This window comes from Flavobacterium sp. UBA2787 (genome assembly GCA_002352205.1).
Taxonomy (GTDB): domain Bacteria; phylum Bacteroidota; class Bacteroidia; order Flavobacteriales; family Flavobacteriaceae; genus Flavobacterium.
On the sequence record DEHZ01000002.1, the window covers coordinates 144,276 to 163,316 of the forward strand.

Below are 19,041 nucleotides of genomic sequence, written 5' to 3' on the forward strand. Positions count from 1 at the left end.
AAATCAGGCCTTTTTTTAAACTCAAAATTATAATTTTAAAGTAAAAGTCGTTCCTTCACCCAATTTAGAATCCACTAAAATTTCACAGTCAATCGCTTTTGCTAAATCCCGAATCAAGTGCAAACCCAAACCGGATTTTATTCCAACCACTTCTTTATCATCATAAAGTGCTTTGAATTGTTCTTGAGTTGCACCTTTTCCATTATCTGAAACGGACAAAAAAGTTTGATTGTCTTTTTGCCAAGCTTTCCAAATTATTTTCGGATCGTCAATTCCTTCTAATGCTTTTATGGCATTGCCAGTCAAATTTCGAATGATGGTTTTGAGGTAATTTTCATCGGTAAATAACTTTAAATTACTCGGATTTTCAAATTGAATCTGAATGTGTTCAGTGCTTGAAAAGTGTTTTTTGGTATCTTCAAACAACGAATTAATCTCAATGTTGGTAGGTTGAGGTTTAAAATTCTCCATCTGACTTTTGCTCCATTGTAAAATATCTTCCATTGAATTCAACAAATTTTCTGCACCACTCATCGTTTTGTCTTGCATTCGTTTGATACTTTCTTCATCTAACATTTCAGGACTTTCTTTTTGTAATTGTAAGAAGAAAATCAAATTCGCAACCGGCCCGCGTAAATCGTGATTCAAAATACTGAAAAATCGTGTTTTAGCTTTATTGGCTTGGTCGAGTTCTGCGTTAAGCTGTTGAAGTTTATGGTTTGTTTTTTTACGTTGTTGGTTTTGATAGAAAAGGATGGCTCCAATACAAGTCACTAAAAATAATCCTAAAAATAAATACAGTCTTTGTTTATTTGCCGTACTTATTTTTAAATTTTTAATATCATTTTCAACAGTAAGGTTTTTTATTTTTTGCTCTTTCAGTTCATTTTGATACGTTCGCAAAAGTTCCTCAGTTTTATCTGCTACTTTCATGTTAAAAACAGAATCTTTAGCCATGTATGCTTCTTTTAAAAAAGTAAAAGCTTTATTGTAATCTTTCTTTTTTTGATAATAATCGGCCAAATTTTCAGCTGTAATGACGATGTAATTATAATTGTTGTTTTCTTTTGCCAATTCATAAGCCTCTGAATAATAAGCAAATGATTTTTCTAGTTGATTATTTTCAAGATAATAATTTCCTAAATCAGAGCAAGCAATTAATAACGTTTGGGGTGCATTAACTTCTCTACAGAGTTTTTCACCCAATAGTAAATATTTTTCTGCATTTGAAAACTCCTTTTTGGTCATATAAAGTCTTCCCAAATTCACAGATAATTCTGCTTCAAGCAAAACATATTCGTCTTTTTGTGCGAAGGAAATTCCTTTTTTAAAACAATCAATAGATTTGTCAATCTGACCTAAATCTTCATAAATATTTCCTAATCTGTTATAGTTAATTCCAAGACCTGAATTGTTGTTTTCTTTTGTATTGATATCAATTGCTTTTTCAAGATATTCAATTGCTTCTTTATGTTTATTGTGCAATTTTAAATTTTGAGCAATAGTAATATACGGGCTGGTAATTGGTTTCAAATCATATTTATCTTGTAATCCAATAATTTCAAAAGCTGTTTTAGTGGCATCTTCTCGATTGCCAAGTTGTGAATGAGTGGACATGATATTTTCCATCAAAAATTGAAGCATTTTTTTTGGCATGTTCTTTTTTTCAAGAAACTTTTTTGCTTCAAGAAAATGCGTCAAAGCCTCTTCAGGTTTTTGATTAGACCAGGCAATGACTCCTTTCATATTGATGACTAAATATTCTCCTTTTGGAAACTTTAATTGAGTAGAGTGAATTTTCATTTGGCTTAAAAGCGAATCCACTTCATTAAATTTACCTTGTTTCACTTTCAGAAAAGTGAAGCTGTTGAGTGCTTTAATATAATTAGTGTCAATCGGTTTTGTTTTTAAAAATACTTCTAATGAATCATACGATTTTGGAATTTGTCCAAAAGTTAATTTGATTGAGAACAGAAAAAAAAGAAGTAATATTTTCTTCATAATTGATTATGTAAATCATTTTTAAAGCTTCGCCCAATTGGTAAGCATGTACCGTTAATTAATTCTATTTCGTTGGAATTGAATTTATTAATTTTAGCTGGCATCACCGCAAAACTTCTATGAATACGAACAAATTGACGAAATAAATCTTCACTTAAAAATTCGGTTAACCCTTTCAAAACATAATGTCGTTTACTCTCAGTCGCAATAATGGTATAATTTTTCAAAGCTTCTAAATATAAAATTTCATGCAATCGAATTTTGACTTTTTCTGTTCCAATTTTAATATATATAGCATCTCCGCCTGTCGTTTGTTCATACAAGTCGGCTTTGGTTTTGATGTTCATGTATTCTTCAATTCGTTCAACAGTTTGTTCAAAACGTGGAAATTTAAACGGTTTTACAATAAAATCCAAAGTTTGAATTTCAAACGTTTCAGCAGCACTTTCAACATGAGAAGAAATAAAAACACATATCGGAATGGAAAGTGCTTTTTTACGAAGTTCTATGCCAGATTCGCCCGGCATTTCTATATCTAAAAAAGCGATATCAACCTCATTCTGATTTAAAAAGAGAAGTGCTTTTTCAGCGGACTCAAAAACACCAACAACTTTTAAATTTAAAAATCTTTTGGCATACGATTGCATCACGAGTCGATCCATCTCGTCATCATCCACAATGATACAGCTAAACACCTTCATAGTAAGGAGAATATTTACTCAAATATAAAAAGATTTACCTAAAATCGGTTGTTTGTGTAGTAAAAATGTCGTTCGTCCTTTTGTGCTTTTTTCAACTACTTTTTTCAATCAATTTTGCTCTCAATTCCAACTTTAATTAGCAATATCATGAAAAAGAATTTTATTATTGTCTTTTTCCATTTGTGTTTTTTTACTGCCTTTTCACAAGTAGGTGTCAATACAACTTCACCTCAAGCACAATTGGATATTCGATCAAGTAATCAATCAACTCCTGCCAACACAGATGGTTTATTGATTCCAAAAGTTGACACCTTTCCGTTAACGAATCCTACTGCATCTCAACAAGGAATGTTGGTTTATTTAACCACGACTTCCGGTAGCGATGAACCTGGGTTTTATTATTGGAATAATACTTCAAACTTATGGATTCCAGTGGGAAATGGAAGCAAGGACGGCTGGAAATTGACTGGTAATATAGGAACAAATCCTGCCGTAAATTTTATCGGAACTATAGATAATAATGATGTCGTTTTTAGACGAAATAATCTTATTTCTGGTCGAATTTCAGCAAATAGTATTGCATTAGGTAGTCAAGCATATTTAAATAATACAACTGGCCAATATAATACTGCAATTGGGCACAACACTTTAAATACAAATACTACAGGTAGTGTAAATGTAGCTGTCGGAGCTTATGCGTTGTTTTTAAATACAACAGGATATAGAAATACCGCTGTTGGGAATGATGCTATTGCTGCCAATACTACAGGTTTTCTTAACTCAGCTTTTGGGAATAATGCATTACGATTTAATCAAACGGGTAATGAAAATACTGCCGTTGGAAGTAATGCAATGATTTCAAATAATTCTGGAAGTTTTAATACAGCAATTGGACGGCAATCATTGGCTACTAATACAACGGGCGGAAATAACAGTGCTGTAGGGTATTATTCATTATTTCTAAATACCACAGGAGAATTTAATACAGCATTAGGAGCGACTTCTTTGAGAAATAATACTTTAGGATTGGCAAACACAGCTGTTGGGGTAAATGCATTGTTTAATAATACAATAGGTAATTACAATGTAAGCATTGGTGCAGGAAGTATGGAGGCAAATACAAATGGAGTTAATAATACCGTTGTAGGAACAGACGCATATAGATCAAATATTAATGGGAATTTTAATGTAGCGATTGGGAATAGTGCCATGCGTTTTGGAATTTCAGGTTCAAACAATACTGCAATTGGTCAAAATGCATTAACGAATAATACTGCCGACTATAATACTGCTATAGGTTTTCAGTCCTTACAAAGTAACACCACAGGAATTTATAATATAGCCAACGGAGTTGATGCATTGTATTCCAATACAACAGGAAGTAATAATGCCGCTTTTGGCGTTGCAGCATTATTTACAAACACAACAGGTCAAGATAATACAGCAGTAGGTAATACCGCTTTGCGATTAAACACAACCGGAAGTTGGAATACGGCGGTGGGTAGAGAGGCATTGAATAATAATACTACAGGGGTAGACAATACAGGCGTTGGAACTGCCTCTTTAAGAAATAATACAACCGGAAATTATAACACTTCCATAGGTAGAAATTCTTTGTTTTCAAATACAACAGGAGATAATAATACAGCAAATGGTTATCAAACATTATATTCAAATACAACTGGAGTTTACAATGTTGCCAATGGTGTTGATGCATTACGATTAAACACAACCGGAGGCTGGAATACGGCAATAGGACCTAAAGCTATGGAGTTTAATACAACAGGTTACGAAAACACAGCCATGGGTTTTCAAAGCTTGTTTTCAAATACAACCGGAAATTCTAATACTGCTGTTGGGGTTTATTCCTTAAATTCTAATACAACGGCAATAGATAATACGGCAATAGGGACATCGGCCATGAGATCTAATACAACGGGTAGTTTCAACACCGCCCTAGGTGGATCAAGTATGTTTTTTAATACAACAGGAACTAATAATACTGCCGTAGGGAGTTTTTCCTTAGGTTCAAATACAACGGGGAGTTTTAATACAGCGAGTGGAACATTGTCTCTAGCTTCAAATACAACAGGTAGTAATAATACTGCCGTCGGGAGGTCTTCATTACGTTTTAATACAACGGGACAAAACAATACAGCAATTGGTAATCTCTCTCTTTATGAAAACACGACAGGGATTTTTAATACCGCTCTTGGGGATGGTTCCTTAGCTACAAATACAACAGGAAGTTTTAATACAGCGAATGGTGGTTTATCTCTTGGAGCAAATACAACTGGAAGTTATAACACTGCCGTTGGAACTACTTCTTTAAGAAATAATACAACAGGAACACCAAATACAGCAATTGGTGTTGAATCTCAATATACAAACACAACAGGGAATAATAACAACAGTCTTGGCAATCGCTCATTATATTTGAATCAAACTGGCAATCAAAATACCGCCCTCGGTTCAGAAGCTTTATATAGTTCAACGACTTCAAACAACACAGGTGTTGGTTATCGAGCTCTAAATTCAGCGACAACCGGTTTTAGAAATGCAGCGATTGGCAGTAATAGTGGCTTAAATATTACAACAGGCAATTACAATACTGCTTTAGGTACAAATGCATTCAGCACTACAAACTATATAAACTCAACTGCCATAGGTGACGCATCGGGAATAACGGCAGATAACCAAGTTCGAATTGGCGATGCCGGTGTTACTTCCATCGGCGGATTTGCCAATTGGACCAATGTTTCCGATGGTCGTTTTAAAACCAATGTGCAAACCAATGTACCGGGACTTTCATTTATATCCAAACTAAAACCGGTTACGTATCAATTGGATTTGGATGTCATTCATGCGTATTTAAAAACACCTTCAGAAGTAAGAAAACCGGAAACTGAAACCGTTAAAAAACAAGAAATTCAAACCGGATTTATCGCTCAAGAAGTTGAAGAAGTAGCCAAAGAATTGGGATTCGAATTTTCCGGTGTAGATAAGCCTAAAAACGATGATGATTTTTATGGACTTCGTTATGCAGAATTCGTTGTGCCTCTAGTAAAAGCGATTCAAGAACAACAAGAAATAATCTTAAAACTTCAAGAAAGAGTTTTACAATTAGAAAAAAAATTAGACAAAGAATAGCTAAATAAGTTGGAATGTATTTAGTTGTAAAGAGGTTTAGCGAAAGTTGAACCTTTTTTAATTTTTTATATTCCTAATTATAAAAATTAGTACCTTTATGTTGTTGGATAGTAAGGATTTAATCAATTTAATATGAAATTTCAAAATCATATCGTTTGGATCACCGGTGCTTCTTCCGGTTTAGGACGAGCAATGGCATTAGAGTTTGCCAAAAACGGTGCTACTGTTGCTGTTTCCGCACGTAGAATGGATGAGTTAGATAAATTAGTTTCAGAAATTGAAAATTCCAGAGGTAAAGCAAAAGCATTTTTCTGTGATATTTTGGATGAAGTGAGTATTAAAAACTGTGTAAATCAAATAATTGACACATTCGGTAAATTAGATGTAGCAGTGGCCAATGCCGGTTTTGGAGTATTCGGAAAAATGGAAGATTTGACTCAAGAAGAGTGGCAACGACAATTTCAAGGAAATGTAATTGGACTTGCTTTAACAGCTAAATATGCATTACCTCATTTAAAACAAACCAAGGGTAGACTCGCTTTAGTTGGGAGTGTTGGTGCTTATCTTCCAAATCCTTATGTTGGAGCCTACGGAGCTTCAAAAGCAGCGGTGAATTCCATTGGATTAACATTCCAAGTTGAATTACAAGATACTGGAGTAAGTTGTACAACGTTACACCCCGGTTTTGTTAAATCGGAAATAGCCCGAATTGATAACGAAGGAGTTTGGCATCCTAATCGCAAAGATCCCCGACCTGAAAAAATGATGTGGCCTACTGAAAAAGCAGCACAAGTTATGGTTAAAGCCATTTGGCAACGAAAACGAAATTATATTTTTACTGCTCACGGTAAATTTTTTATCTGGATGCAACGCTGGTTTCCAAGCTTTATGAGAAAAATGATAGCGAAAGGACCTAAACCATCTTAACAAAAAATTAGCGGAGTCTTGTGTGATTTTCTTTTGTAGCTCAAATGGGATTTGATATCTTTGAAAGATGAACATCGAATCTCAAAAAGAAATAATTTCCGGTTTTAAACATTTAGAATTACTTGCCAATCAAGTAGTAGAAGGTTTTATTTCCGGAATGCATAAATCGCCATTTCACGGATTTTCAGCCGAGTTTGCCGAGCATAAAGTGTATAATAAAGGTGAAAGTACTAAACATATTGATTGGAAATTATTTGCAAAAACCGACCGCCTGTACACCAAAAAGTATGAAGAAGAAACGAATTTGAGATGTCATTTAATTATTGATAATTCTTCTTCGATGCATTTTCCTAAGTTAAAAAATGACGAACCTTTTTATGAAAGTAAAATTGGGTTTGCCGTTTTAGCTTCTGCTGTTTTGATGAATTTGCTCAAAAAACAACGAGATGCTGTGGGTTTAAGTGTTTATTCGGATACGTATGAATATTATGCTCCCGAAAAAGGAAGTGATCGTCATCATCGAATGGTTTTAAACAAATTGGAAGATTTATTAGAAAATCCAAAAACATCAAAACCGACCGAAACTGTTACGTTTTTACATCAAATTGCCGAAAAAATGCAACGTCGTTCAATGATTATTTTGTTTACCGATATGTTTCAATCCGGTGAAGAAGAAGCACTTTTTAACGCTCTTCAACATTTGAAACACAACAAACACAAAGTCGTTTTATTTCACGTTGTGGATGAAAAAAGAGAACTCAACTTCGATTTTGATAATGCTCCAAGGAAATTTATTGATGTTGAAACCGGAGAAACCGTCAATTTATTTGCCGAAAATATCAAGGAAGCCTACGAAAAAAGTGTCGATTCTTATTTCAAAAAAGTAGCGATGACTTGTGCTCAAAACAAAATAAAATATGTTCCCGTGAATGTGGGAGCCAATTTTGAAAAAATATTAACGACATACTTGGTTGAAAAACAAATGTTTGGATAATGAATGAAAAAATATTCCAAAAAAAGTAGTCAAAACACTTGCAGATGTTGAAATCTGTTGTATATTTGCAACCGCAATTAAGCGAAGGTTTGGTAGTTCAGTTGGTTAGAATACATGCCTGTCACGCATGGGGTCGCGGGTTCGAGTCCCGTCCAGACCGCTAAATTGGGAAAAGCGATTCAGAGATGAATCGCTTTTTTGCCCAAAAAAGCATTTAAAATAGTTGTGTTGTTTTGGACGACCGAAAGGAAGTCCTGGTTTAGTAGTTAGACCAATGAAAAGCTTTCCACTTTTGTGGATAGCTTTTTTGATTTATAGCAGTTTCCCACTCAGTTTGTTATTCCGACGATAGGAGGAATCCCATTTAGTATTTGTACATTAATATGAATAACCACCGCCACTTCTTAATCCACAAACCCTACGGCTACCTCAGTCAATTTATCTATGAACTAAAGCGAACCAAAAAGTTGTTAGGCGAATTACACGATTTTCCGCCCGGAACGATGGCGATTGGTCGTTTAGACGAAGATTCCGAAGGCTTACTCATTCTTACCACCGACGGAATGATGAGCGAAGTCGTACGAAGCAAAAAGGTAGAAAAAGAATACTATGCTCAAGTGGACGGAATCATCACACAAGAAGCCGTAGAGCAACTTCAAAACAGTGTTTTAATTGGTTTTAAAGGAACCAAATACAAAACCAAAAAATGTCAAGCAAAATTGATTGATGATCCAAATTTTCCTCTTCGCTCGCAGAAAATTCGTGACGAACGGCACGGCCCAACCTCTTGGGTTTCCATCACGCTCACTGAAGGTAAATTTCGTCAAGTACGAAAAATGACTTCTGCTGTCGGTTTTCCAACATTGCGTTTAGTTCGTGTGCGAATTGGAAATTTTCACTTAGCTAATTTGCAATCAGGAGAAGTTATGGAAATTGAAAGTGTTTTGGGGATTTAAATCAATGGTTTGTAAATCAGCGAATCAGCAGCTATTTTTTTTACCTATTCAACCACCAAATACTTCCATTCAAAATCATCGCAAAACTTACCCAAAGCAAATACGGAATCATTAATTTACTTGCCAGTGCATCAATCGGTTTGAACAATTTGATGGTTTCAAAAATCATTAACCAAAGTAACATAATTTCAACTAAAGCTAGAAACGAATTCTGTAATCCAAAAAACAGAAAACTCCACAAGGCATTCAAAATCAATTGAATCATGAAAACCCAAAGTGCTTTTTTAACCAAAATAGGAACGGCTTCCATTTTGCTCCAAATTAATCCGGCACTTACACCCATCATCACATACAAAATAGTCCAAACCGGAGCAAAAACTTCGTTAGGCGGATTAAAAGATGGTTTATTTATGGTTGGATACCAAGTAGTAATCGAAGATTGTGTCACTAAACTCGAACCATAACCAACGCCCAAACAAATGGCAACGGCAATCGCAATTTTAACTATTTTTGACATACTAATTTTTATTCAAAAGTAACAAATCTGCTTTCAAAAAAGTGCGAATCATTCAAAAAATGTATCTTTGCCCAAAAATAAATCGAATGCTGTCACCTTCAGATTTTATTCCTAAAAATTATCCGAAAACGGTCGAATATGGAAGTTTTGAATGGTCGGCTCCCAGCAATATTGCCTTGGTGAAATATTGGGGAAAAAAGGAAAATCAAATTCCCGCCAATCCGTCCATCAGTTTTACGTTGAAAAATTGTAAAACCATCACAAAATTGTCTTTTTCTAAAATTGAAAAAAAGGATAATTTTTCATTCGATTTATTGTTTGAAGGAAAACCAAAAGAATCATTCCGACCAAAAATTCAAAAATTTCTGGAGCGAGTTGAAGTCTATTTGCCCTTTTTAAAAGAATATCATTTTACGATTGATACACAAAATACATTTCCACACAGTTCAGGAATTGCCTCTTCAGCTTCCGGAATGGCTGCGTTGGCAGTGAATTTTATGAGTTTGGAAAAGGAATTAAATCCTGAAATGACAGAGGAATATTTTAACCAAAAAGCTTCTTTTTTAGCCCGATTAGGTTCAGGAAGTGCTTGCAGAAGTATAAAAGGCGAAGTCGTAATTTGGGGAAATCATCAGCAAACTGAAAACAGTTCTGATTTATTTGGGATTGAATTTTCTGAACTTCATCCAAATTTTAAAAATTACCAAGACACGATTTTATTAGTAGATAAAGGCGAAAAACAAGTTTCCAGCACGTTAGGTCACGATTTGATGAATGGTCATCCGTATGCCGAGAAACGATTTGAACAGGCTCATCAAAATTTGTCGCAAATCAAAACCATTTTAGCGAATGGTGATGTGAATGAATTTGTCAAATTAGTGGAAAGTGAAGCTTTAACACTGCATGCGATGATGATGACTTCAATGCCCTATTTTATTTTGATGAAACCTAATACATTAGAAATCATCAACAAAATTTGGAAATTTAGGCAAGAAACAGTCATTCAAGTTTGTTTCACTTTAGATGCCGGTGCAAATGTACATGTGCTTTATCCCGCAAACGTTCGTGAAGAAGTTTTGCAATTTATTAAGAATGAATTAGTTGTGCATTGTCAAAACGAACAGTATATTTGCGATGAAATTGGTTTGGGTGCAGTTCAATTCAACAAATTTTAATTATCTTTACACAATAACATAAAAGTTACTATGAAAGGACCACTTTTTTACTCAAAAATTCTTCTTTTTGGAGAATACGGAATCATTAAAGATTCAAAAGGACTTTCTATCCCATATAATTTTTATAACGGAGCATTGAAAGTGAGTGAAAATCCATCGCCGGAAGCAATTAAATCGAATGAAAGTTTACGACGATTTACTGCTCATTTAGAGCAATTGCAAGCCGAGCAACCGGAGTTGGTGACTTTCAATTTAGAATTACTTCAGCAAGATATTGATAGAGGAATGTATTTTGATTCTTCAATCCCGCAAGGTTATGGTGTTGGAAGTAGCGGTGCTTTAGTGGCTGCTATTTATGATAAATATGCCAACAATAAAATCACTGTTTTAGAGAATTTAACCCGCGAAAAGTTATTGCAATTAAAAGCAGTTTTTTCGCAAATGGAATCGTTTTTCCACGGCAAAAGTTCAGGTTTAGATCCACTGAATAGCTATTTAAGTTTGCCGATTTTAATCAATTCAAAAGATAACATTGAACCAACCGGAATTCCGTCTCAAGTTACGAACGGAAAAGGTGCTGTGTTTTTGTTGGATTCCGGAATTATTGGAGAAACTGCTCCAATGGTCAATATTTTTATGGAAAACTTGAAAGACCAAGGGTTTAGAAAAATGCTTAAAACACAATTTGTTAAACATACTGACGCCTGCGTAGAAAACTTTTTACAAGGCGATATGAAATCTCTTTTTAGCAACACCAAAAAATTATCTAAAGTGGTGTTGAATAATTTTAAACCAATGATTCCAGAACAATTTCACAATGTTTGGCAAAACGGAATCGATACAAATGACTATTATCTAAAACTTTGTGGTTCAGGTGGTGGTGGCTACATTCTTGGTTTTACACAAGATTTGGAAAAAGCCAAAGCATCGCTAAAAGACTATAAGTTAGAAGTTGTTTATCAATTTTAAAAAACCTAATAAAAATCAAGAATTCCACTTGATTTTTTCTTTAAACTATGGCATTATCCAGAAAAAATAAATTGATTTTAATGAAAATAATCAGTTTGTTTTCGGTGGTAAGAGGCTATAATATTCCGATTATTATTTTAGCTCAATACCTCTCGGCGATTTTTATTTTGTCGCCTAACACGAGGGCTTTGGATGTCATTTTAGATTTCAATCTGTTTATTATCGTATTGGCTTCTACGTTAACAATCGCATCAGGTTATATCATTAATAGTTTTTACGACAGTCAGAAAGATTTAATCAATAAACCCAATAAAACAATGTTGGATCGATTGGTTTCGCAAAAAACTAAATTGCAAGTTTATTTCGGACTTAATTTTTTCGTATTTCTGATTGCAACATTGGTTTCTTGGCGAGCTGTTTTCTTTTTTTCTGCTTACATTTTTCTGATTTGGTTTTATTCGCATAAGATAAAAAAATACCCAATTATCGGAAATATTACGGCTGCTTTGTTGGCAATTTTACCTTTTTTTGCCATTCTGTTGTATTACCAAAAAATTGATTCCATTATTTTTAACTTAAATAATGAAAAATATTACGTCATTTTTGCCCATGCTTCTTTCTTGTTTTTACTGATTTTGATTCGGGAAATGATCAAAGATTTAGAAAATATTATTGGTGATTTAGCACAAAATTATAGAACGATTCCGGTTATTTTAGGCGAATCTTTTTCTAAAAAAATCATCACTTTTCTGGTTTTATGCACAGTAATTCCAGTGTATATTCTAATTGAAATTTATGATGTTGGTTATATGGATGTTTATTTTTATACAAGTTTTATCATTTTAATTTTCTTCTTAATCAAATTATGGAAATCGGATTCTAAAGAAAATTATCTGCTGTTACATAACATCATAAAGTTTATCATCGTTGCAGGCGTTTTTAGTATTGTTCTTATTAAACCTTCCGTTTTGGTGCACGGAAGAGATGTTTTGGATATATAAAACTGAAAAGTAAAACAACTTCCGATTCCAATTTCCAATTGCGTATCTTTGCAAAAATTTTCAAGGATGGACAAGAAAGACGGAAGCAACAGAAAATCAACTTCCAACAGAACTACAAAGGGCAAATCAACGGGTTTTAGTAAGCCAAAACCAGCGATGGATAAGCGTTCGCAAAAGCCTAAAAAAGCAACTTCAACAGCGGCAAAAATTACTGGGTCAAAAACTACAGCAGCAACTCCGGCGGCTAAACCAAAAGTAAAATCAGACGATATTCGTTTAAATAAATACATATCCAATTCCGGTGCGTGCTCGCGTCGTGATGCCGATATCTACATTCAATCAGGAAACGTAAAAGTAAACGGTGTCGTTATCACTGAAATGGGCTATCAAGTTAAGCCTGGCGATGTCGTTAATTTTGACGGATCAACGATTATTCCCGAAAAGAAAGAATATATTTTATTGAATAAACCGAAAAACTTTACCACTTCCGTGGAAGATGATCGCGATATGCGAAATGTTTTTGAATTAATCAAAAATTCTACGCAAGCCAAAGTGCAAGCGATTGGTAGAATGGATAAAAATACAACCGGACTTTTGTTGTTTACGAATGATACTGATATGATTCGTAAATTCAGTTTGCCAAATCAAAAATCGACTAAAATTTATCAGGTTACATTAGATAAAAATCTAAAATTTGAAGATTTAGAAAAGATTGCCGGTGGCGTTTCATTTGATGAACATAAATTGTATGTAGATGAAATTAGTTATATCGAAGATCAGCCAAAAACAGAGATTGGAATAAAACTTAGAACTCCAAACGTAAAAGTGGTTCGTGCTATTTTTGAAAAATTCAAATATGATGTTTTAAAAGTGGATCGCGTTTCGTTTGCGGGATTAACCAAAAAGAATTTACCAAGAGGGAATTGGCGATTTTTGACAGAGCAGGAAATCATTAACTTGAAGAATTATTAATGAATTCACAAGCAACGTCTATCGCCTACAAATGGTTTTATGCTTTTAATCAGCATAATTTAGAACAATTATTATCGCTTTATGATGATAATGCTCAACATTACAGTCCGAAATTGAAAATTAAAAAGCCTGAGACAAATGGTTTTGTAACCGGAAAAGATGCTTTGAGAGAATGGTGGAAAGATGCTTTTGATCGATTGCCTTCTTTACAGTATAAAGTCACTTCGCTAACAGCTAATTCCGACCGGGTTTTTATGGAATATATTCGATCTGTGAACGATGAAGAAGATTTGTTGGTTGCAGAAGTACTTGAAATCAGAGATGGTAAAATAGTTTTCTCAAGAGTTTACCACGGATAAAATAAAATCAAAAAATCCCGAAATGATAATCATCTCGGGATTTTTTTCGAATTAAATTAACCTAACCTATATAATTATTTTGATTTTTTGTCTAAGCCTCGTTTTTTCAACAGTGGTTCAATGCTTGGTTCTGCTCCTCTGAATTTTTTATATAATTCCATTGGTTCTTCTGTTCCACCTCTTTCCAATATGTTTTTTCGGAATGAATTTGCTTTTGCAGTATTAAACAATGATGTTTTTTTGAATTGATCAAAGGCATCAGTATCTAAAACTCCAGACCAAATATAGCTGTAGTAGCCAGCAGAATATCCTCCTGCAAAAACATGACTGAAATAAGTTGCTCTATGTCTCGGAATAATTGATTTTATTAAACCTTTATTTTTCATAGAATTCAATTCAAACTGATTGGCAGAACCTGAAATTGTTCCTTCCAAAGTATGAAAATCCATATCTAAAAAGGCAGAAGCTAAATATTCAACTGTAGCAAAACCTTGCCCATAAGTACCTGCATTTTCCAATTTTTGAATTAATGCATCAGGAATCACTTGTCCTGTTTTATAATGTTTAGCATACATTTTTAGAACTTCAGGATCAGATGCCCAGTTTTCCATTACTTGTGACGGTAATTCAACAAAATCCCTTGAAACACTTGTTCCAGCTAAACTTTGATAAGTTACATCAGATAATAATCCGTGCAAGGCATGACCAAATTCATGAAAATAAGTCGTTACTTCATCAAAAGTAAATAAAGCAGGAGTGTTTTCGGTTGGTTTAGAGAAATTACAAACAATAGAAATTACCGGAGCAATTCGTTTTCCGTTTACTGTTTTTTGCGGACGATACGATGTCATCCAAGCACCACCACGTTTTGAATCTCTTGGATAAAAATCCATGTATAAAATCCCAACATGTTTTCCGTCTTTTTCGGTTACTTCCCAAACAGTGGCATCGCTATGATAGGTTGGAACATCTTTTAATTCTTTGAATTTTAGTCCGTATAATTTTTCACAAACCATAAAAACACCTTCGCTTGCTGCTTCTAAACTAAAATAAGGACGTAATTCCTGTTCGTCTAAATCAAACTTTTGTTTTCTGATTTTTTCGCTGTAATAACGCCAGTCATACGGCTGAACGTCATCTTTTATTCCCTCAGAAGCCATCATTTGCTTGATTTCAGCTTCTTCCACTTTTGCTTTTTCTAAGGCTGGTTCCCAAAGTTGGTTTAAAAATTCCATTACTTTTTCAGGAGTTTTTGCCATGCTTTCTTCTAAAATATATTGAGCATGTGTTTTGTAACCTAATAATTTTGCTTTTTCAGCACGCATCGATGCTAAACGAACCGCAATGGTGTTATTGTCAAATTCATTGCCGTTGTTGCATCTGTTTTTATAGGCTGTCCAAACTTCTTCTCTTAATTTTCTGTTCGAAGAATATTGAAGAAACGGCATCACACTTGAATTCGATAAAGTGATTACCCATTTTCCTGGTTTTCCTTTTGCTTTTGCAGTAGCTGCAGCGGCATCAATTAAATCATCAGAAAGACCGGCTAAATCTTCTTTAGAATTAATAACTAATTCGTAATTGTTGGTTTCGGCTAAAATATTTTGACCAAATTTCAATGTTAAAACTGCTAATTCACTGTTTAAATCACGAAGACGTTGTTTGTCTTTTTCATTTAAATTGGCTCCGCTTCGAACAAATCGTTTATATGTTTTTTCTAACAATTTACTTTGTTCCGGATTTAATTTCAGTTTGTCTTTTTGTTCCCAAACTGTTTTAACTCGGGCAAATAGTTTTTCATTTAAGTTAATATTGTCTCCGTGAGCGGACATTAGCGGTGCAACTTCAGTCGCAATTTTTTGAATTTCTTCGTTCGTATTTGCCGAATTCAAATTATAAAAAACAGTGGAAACATTCGACAATAATTCACCTGAATTTTCCAACGCTAAAATGGTGTTGTCAAACGTAGCAACATTTTTGTTATTTGTAATGGCTTTTATTTCACCCTCTTGTTTTTTAATTCCTTCTTCAATAGCCGGTTTAAAATGTTCATTTTTAATTAAATGAAAAGGAGGAACATTAAAAGGAGTATTGTACGAATTAAAAAAAGGATTAGAGGAAAATGATTTTTTGAGTTCTTGTGCTTCAACTTGGCTAACAGATAATCCCATAAGCATCAGTAAAATAATTTTATTTTTCATTGGTAACATAAATTAAAAAGCCAAAGTAGTGATTTTTTGATGGTAGCTTTTTTAGATTAACTTATTTTTAAGACAAAAAGCCAATCAAAATGAATCGATTAGCTTTTTTTTAAATTGGGATAAAATTATTTTATCGACTTTCCTCTCGCATTACATAAATCCATCCGGTTTTTGATTCGCCATTTTTAAATTCTATCACATAATAATATGTTGCAGATGGAAGTTCTTTTCCGTCATCGGTTTGACCATACCATTGATTGGTGTAATTGTTTAGTGAATATACTTTTCTTCCATAACGATTAAAAATACTAAGTTTTTCAACATCCAATAAAGCCAAATCAAAATAGTCATTTAAGTTATCTCCATTGGGAGAAATCCCTTTTTGAATACCACAAAAAATATTTTCAATTGATAGACTTTGTGAACTTATACAACCATCAGAATTTGTAACTGTAACAGAAAAATTTAACGGAAATGTCTCCGTTTCAGTAGTACTTCTGATGTATTGTGTCACATTTAGAAATGGCGAATTTGAACCAATAGTTTGATTATTTTCATTCATCCAGACATAATTGGTTCCAACGATATTTTCATCTATAATTGCTTCAACTGAAAATTCATTGTTTTCACATTTTTCAACAAAAGAAATTGAAAATTCATCAATTATAATGAAAGAAGTAGTTATTTCATCGGTACAAAAAGTAGAATTGGGAGTAAAAATATAATTAATTTCTTGTGTTGTATTAATTTCGGAAGGATTCCAAACTCCCTCAATTCCATTATCTGAAATCGTTGGCAGAGAAAATGATTCACTATTGAAACATACAGACTCCGGTAATGAGAATGTTGGTGTAGTTGGTTGATTTACTGTGACTACTAATGTAAAATTAGAAGCACATTCGGAATTATTTACTATAAAAGTGTAGGTGTTTCCGGCTGTATTATCAATTACAGCAGGATCCCAAAAACCATTAATTCCATTGTTGTCAACTTCTGGCAAAACCGGAACATCATCTCCAGAACAAATTGTGATTGTATTTCCAAAATTAAAAACAGGCGAAGGAAACGAACTAATAATTACATTTAGTGTGAAAAAATCAGCACATTGATTTTCATTTGGAGTAAAAGTATAGGTGTTTCCATTTTCTTCACTAATCACAGCAGGACTCCATTCGCCACTAATTCCATTGTTATCTGTTATAGGTAAGATTGGAGCTTGAGCAACAGTACAAATTGTAATTTCATTTTCAAAATTGAAAGTTGGTATCGCTGGTGATGTAATCGTTACGGTTAAAGTGAAACTAGTTGCACATTCATCCGTTGGAAAAAAAGTATAAATTCCATTTTGCGTGTTGTCAATTGAAGAGGGATTCCAACTCCCTTCTATTCCATTAGTAGAAATTAATTCTAAAACCGGAACAGTGTCATTTTCGCAAATGGTTAATTCCGATTCAAAAGCAAAAGTTGGAGTAACAAATTGATTCAAAATAACCAATACAGCTAGATATTCATTGCTTTCACATCCATCAACAGTTTGAGTCACATAATAAGTTGTGTTGTTTGCTAAAGGAGTGTCTGAAGGTAAAGGAATTGTTCCTTCTAAATCTGCATACCATTGTAAATTGGCTCCATTAACTATTAAATTATTTAGTGTAAAAATCACTGCCAAAGGACTACAAATCGTTTGAGTCGTTTCTCCGGTTGGAGCATTAGGAGCAGGATTGATGGTTAACGTAACTGCTGTTCGAGTAGAGCTTATACAATTGGAAGTTTCATTTTGTGCTTCAGCATAATAAGTTATACTTCCAACAGTTTCTAAAGTTGGGTTTGTAATTATATTTCCATCCATAGCAGCATCATACCAAACAACGATTGAACCATCTGATGTAGTTGCATTTGCTGTTAATGTTTGAATTGGGCTAGCTTCACATACCGTCTGATTTCCCACCGAAGTTGGTGGATTGACAATCGGGTCAGTTAAATTTATGGATATATTTGAAGTTGTAGTACAATTATTTATAATGAAATTAAAATCAGAATAGATGCCTGCATTCAAATCCGAAATCAAATAATTCCCGTTTTCATCAGCCGTAATTGAATTCGGACCAATCGTATCTCCATCATCCGAATATGAAAATAAATAAACTGAATTGGCATTTAGATTTGAAATGGTAATGCTTCCTTCTGAACCATCGCAAGTAGTTGGGTTTTCAAAAATAAATGCGGGTTGTTCTGTGATGGCAAAATAAGCCTTAAAATTCTCGCCAGAATTATTTACAAAAACTGTATCATTACACTCCGAATTCGAATTTAAATCGCCGGTTGCGTCATAAAAAACTTCTAAAACATAATTGCCTGGATTAAAATTCGTTAAATCAATTGGCGAAAAAGGAGTTGTTTCTCCATCAGCAATTACGCGTTGCCATTTTTGATCGCCTTCACCACACGGTCCACCGGATGGAAATTCACTTGAACCGACATTACAATCCTCAAAAAAAGGAAAATCAATTATTGAAAATGCACCCGGAGTTTCCGATTCCAAATAAATTCTATAATTCATTCGAACACTACATGCGTTTCCACTACTGTTTTTAAACGTTTTCACTTCGCCACCACGTAAAATAAATGTGCCTGAATTTTGAGTAAAAACACCAAAATTTGTCTCTGTAAAAGTATTTTCTACCGGACCAATGATGCTTGCACCTTCTCCGGTTGTATTAAAAAAGTTGGAGGTATTACAATCGGTAATCCAAACTGCAGAAGCAAAAGTGCCAAAATTTTGTGCGTTAAGTAAGCTCGATTTGGCAGAAAATAAAAATAAACAAAGGAGTAGAATTCGTTTCATAAAATAGGTTTGTAATGAATAAACTAAATAACTTTCTAAATTAGTTAATTTTATTAAAATCTGAATATTTTAAGAATAAAATTTTATAAAAATCAAATCTCAAACGTTATAGTTTGATAAATAAATTTTCGCATAGTAGAAATTAATAAAAAACGTAATTAATAAAATTGATTTTTTGAATAAACAAAGGAAAAATCTTAAACTTTTTTCATCAGATACAACGTGCTTTCGTTTTGTATTGCACCCATTTTCCTCACTTTTTAGCAAGTGTAT

The 19,041-nt window shown here is 33.6% G+C and carries 14 protein-coding genes and 1 tRNA gene; 10 read left to right on the forward strand and 5 right to left on the reverse strand.

Annotated features, from left to right (window positions below):
* Positions 1-27: 27 nt before the first annotated feature.
* A complete protein-coding gene (locus tag B4N66_RS01060; protein WP_291091880.1) occupies positions 28-2,001 on the reverse strand; it encodes a tetratricopeptide repeat-containing sensor histidine kinase in 1,974 nt (657 codons plus the stop codon).
* On the reverse strand, positions 1,998-2,702 hold the full coding sequence (locus tag B4N66_RS01065) for a LytR/AlgR family response regulator transcription factor (protein ID WP_291091882.1): 705 nt from the start codon (positions 2,700-2,702) through the stop codon (positions 1,998-2,000). Before B4N66_RS01065 ends, B4N66_RS01060 begins: the two co-directional genes overlap by 4 nt.
* 147 nt (positions 2,703-2,849) lie before the next feature.
* Between B4N66_RS01065 and B4N66_RS01070 the strand changes: the two genes are divergently transcribed.
* From B4N66_RS01070 to B4N66_RS01090, 5 genes are all read left to right on the forward strand, one after another.
* Positions 2,850-5,852: a tail fiber domain-containing protein gene (locus tag B4N66_RS01070; protein WP_291091884.1), complete on the forward strand. Its 3,003-nt coding sequence runs from the start codon at positions 2,850-2,852 to the stop codon at positions 5,850-5,852.
* A gap of 132 nt (positions 5,853-5,984) precedes the next feature.
* Positions 5,985-6,779, forward strand: coding sequence for an SDR family NAD(P)-dependent oxidoreductase (locus tag B4N66_RS01075; RefSeq protein ID WP_291091886.1), 795 nt, complete (start codon positions 5,985-5,987; stop codon positions 6,777-6,779).
* A 67-nt stretch (positions 6,780-6,846) separates the two neighbouring features.
* A complete protein-coding gene (locus B4N66_RS01080; protein WP_291091888.1) occupies positions 6,847-7,773 on the forward strand; it encodes a DUF58 domain-containing protein in 927 nt (308 codons plus the stop codon).
* 86 nt (positions 7,774-7,859) lie between these two features.
* Positions 7,860-7,933, forward strand: a tRNA-Asp gene (locus B4N66_RS01085).
* A gap of 223 nt (positions 7,934-8,156) precedes the next feature.
* The gene (locus tag B4N66_RS01090; protein WP_291091890.1) at positions 8,157-8,729 is read left to right on the forward strand and encodes a pseudouridine synthase; all 573 of its coding nucleotides are present in this window, start codon (positions 8,157-8,159) and stop codon (positions 8,727-8,729) included.
* Positions 8,730-8,769: 40 nt separating this feature from the next.
* Here the strand turns inward: B4N66_RS01090 and B4N66_RS01095 are convergent, their stop codons facing one another.
* Positions 8,770-9,246: a TspO/MBR family protein gene (locus B4N66_RS01095; RefSeq protein WP_291091892.1), complete on the reverse strand. Its 477-nt coding sequence runs from the start codon at positions 9,244-9,246 to the stop codon at positions 8,770-8,772.
* 86 nt (positions 9,247-9,332) lie between these two features.
* Between B4N66_RS01095 and mvaD the strand changes: the two genes are divergently transcribed.
* The 5 genes from mvaD to B4N66_RS01120 all read left to right on the forward strand — a co-directional run bounded on the left by mvaD (position 9,333) and on the right by B4N66_RS01120 (position 13,722).
* A complete protein-coding gene (gene mvaD / locus B4N66_RS01100) occupies positions 9,333-10,421 on the forward strand; it encodes a diphosphomevalonate decarboxylase (protein WP_291091894.1) in 1,089 nt (362 codons plus the stop codon).
* A gap of 30 nt (positions 10,422-10,451) precedes the next feature.
* Positions 10,452-11,390: a mevalonate kinase family protein gene (locus tag B4N66_RS01105; protein ID WP_291091897.1), complete on the forward strand. Its 939-nt coding sequence runs from the start codon at positions 10,452-10,454 to the stop codon at positions 11,388-11,390.
* A gap of 80 nt (positions 11,391-11,470) precedes the next feature.
* Entirely contained in the window at positions 11,471-12,391 is a 921-nt protein-coding gene (locus tag B4N66_RS01110) for a geranylgeranylglycerol-phosphate geranylgeranyltransferase (RefSeq protein ID WP_291091899.1), read from the forward strand.
* A gap of 66 nt (positions 12,392-12,457) precedes the next feature.
* Positions 12,458-13,363, forward strand: coding sequence for a pseudouridine synthase (locus B4N66_RS01115; RefSeq protein WP_291091901.1), 906 nt, complete (start codon positions 12,458-12,460; stop codon positions 13,361-13,363).
* Positions 13,363-13,722, forward strand: a complete 360-nt coding sequence (locus B4N66_RS01120) for a nuclear transport factor 2 family protein (protein ID WP_291091903.1) — start codon at positions 13,363-13,365, stop codon at positions 13,720-13,722. The genes B4N66_RS01115 and B4N66_RS01120 overlap by 1 nt, the downstream gene beginning before the upstream one ends.
* A gap of 74 nt (positions 13,723-13,796) precedes the next feature.
* Here B4N66_RS01120 and B4N66_RS01125 read toward each other — a convergent pair whose 3' ends face one another.
* Both B4N66_RS01125 and B4N66_RS01130 read right to left on the reverse strand, forming a co-directional pair.
* A complete protein-coding gene (locus B4N66_RS01125; protein WP_291091905.1) occupies positions 13,797-15,923 on the reverse strand; it encodes a M3 family metallopeptidase in 2,127 nt (708 codons plus the stop codon).
* 130 nt (positions 15,924-16,053) lie between these two features.
* The gene (locus B4N66_RS01130) at positions 16,054-18,768 is read right to left on the reverse strand and encodes a gliding motility-associated C-terminal domain-containing protein (protein WP_291091907.1); all 2,715 of its coding nucleotides are present in this window, start codon (positions 18,766-18,768) and stop codon (positions 16,054-16,056) included.
* Between the last annotated feature and the right edge of the window lie 273 nt (positions 18,769-19,041).

Excerpts from the sequence above, each read along its gene's own strand:
- B4N66_RS01060 (WP_291091880.1), bottom strand. The coding sequence starts at position 2,001 with ATGAAGAAAATATTACTTCTTTTTTTTCTGTTCTCAATCAAATTAACT.
- B4N66_RS01065 (WP_291091882.1), bottom strand. The coding sequence starts at position 2,702 with ATGAAGGTGTTTAGCTGTATCATTGTGGATGATGACGAGATGGATCGA.
- B4N66_RS01070 (WP_291091884.1), top strand. The coding sequence starts at position 2,850 with ATGAAAAAGAATTTTATTATTGTCTTTTTCCATTTGTGTTTTTTTACT.
- B4N66_RS01075 (WP_291091886.1), top strand. The coding sequence starts at position 5,985 with ATGAAATTTCAAAATCATATCGTTTGGATCACCGGTGCTTCTTCCGGT.
- B4N66_RS01080 (WP_291091888.1), top strand. The coding sequence starts at position 6,847 with ATGAACATCGAATCTCAAAAAGAAATAATTTCCGGTTTTAAACATTTA.
- B4N66_RS01090 (WP_291091890.1), top strand. The coding sequence starts at position 8,157 with ATGAATAACCACCGCCACTTCTTAATCCACAAACCCTACGGCTACCTC.
- B4N66_RS01095 (WP_291091892.1), bottom strand. The coding sequence starts at position 9,246 with ATGTCAAAAATAGTTAAAATTGCGATTGCCGTTGCCATTTGTTTGGGC.
- mvaD (WP_291091894.1), top strand. The coding sequence starts at position 9,333 with ATGCTGTCACCTTCAGATTTTATTCCTAAAAATTATCCGAAAACGGTC.
- B4N66_RS01105 (WP_291091897.1), top strand. The coding sequence starts at position 10,452 with ATGAAAGGACCACTTTTTTACTCAAAAATTCTTCTTTTTGGAGAATAC.
- B4N66_RS01110 (WP_291091899.1), top strand. The coding sequence starts at position 11,471 with ATGAAAATAATCAGTTTGTTTTCGGTGGTAAGAGGCTATAATATTCCG.
- B4N66_RS01115 (WP_291091901.1), top strand. The coding sequence starts at position 12,458 with ATGGACAAGAAAGACGGAAGCAACAGAAAATCAACTTCCAACAGAACT.
- B4N66_RS01120 (WP_291091903.1), top strand. The coding sequence starts at position 13,363 with ATGAATTCACAAGCAACGTCTATCGCCTACAAATGGTTTTATGCTTTT.
- B4N66_RS01125 (WP_291091905.1), bottom strand. The coding sequence starts at position 15,923 with ATGAAAAATAAAATTATTTTACTGATGCTTATGGGATTATCTGTTAGC.
- B4N66_RS01130 (WP_291091907.1), bottom strand. The coding sequence starts at position 18,768 with ATGAAACGAATTCTACTCCTTTGTTTATTTTTATTTTCTGCCAAATCG.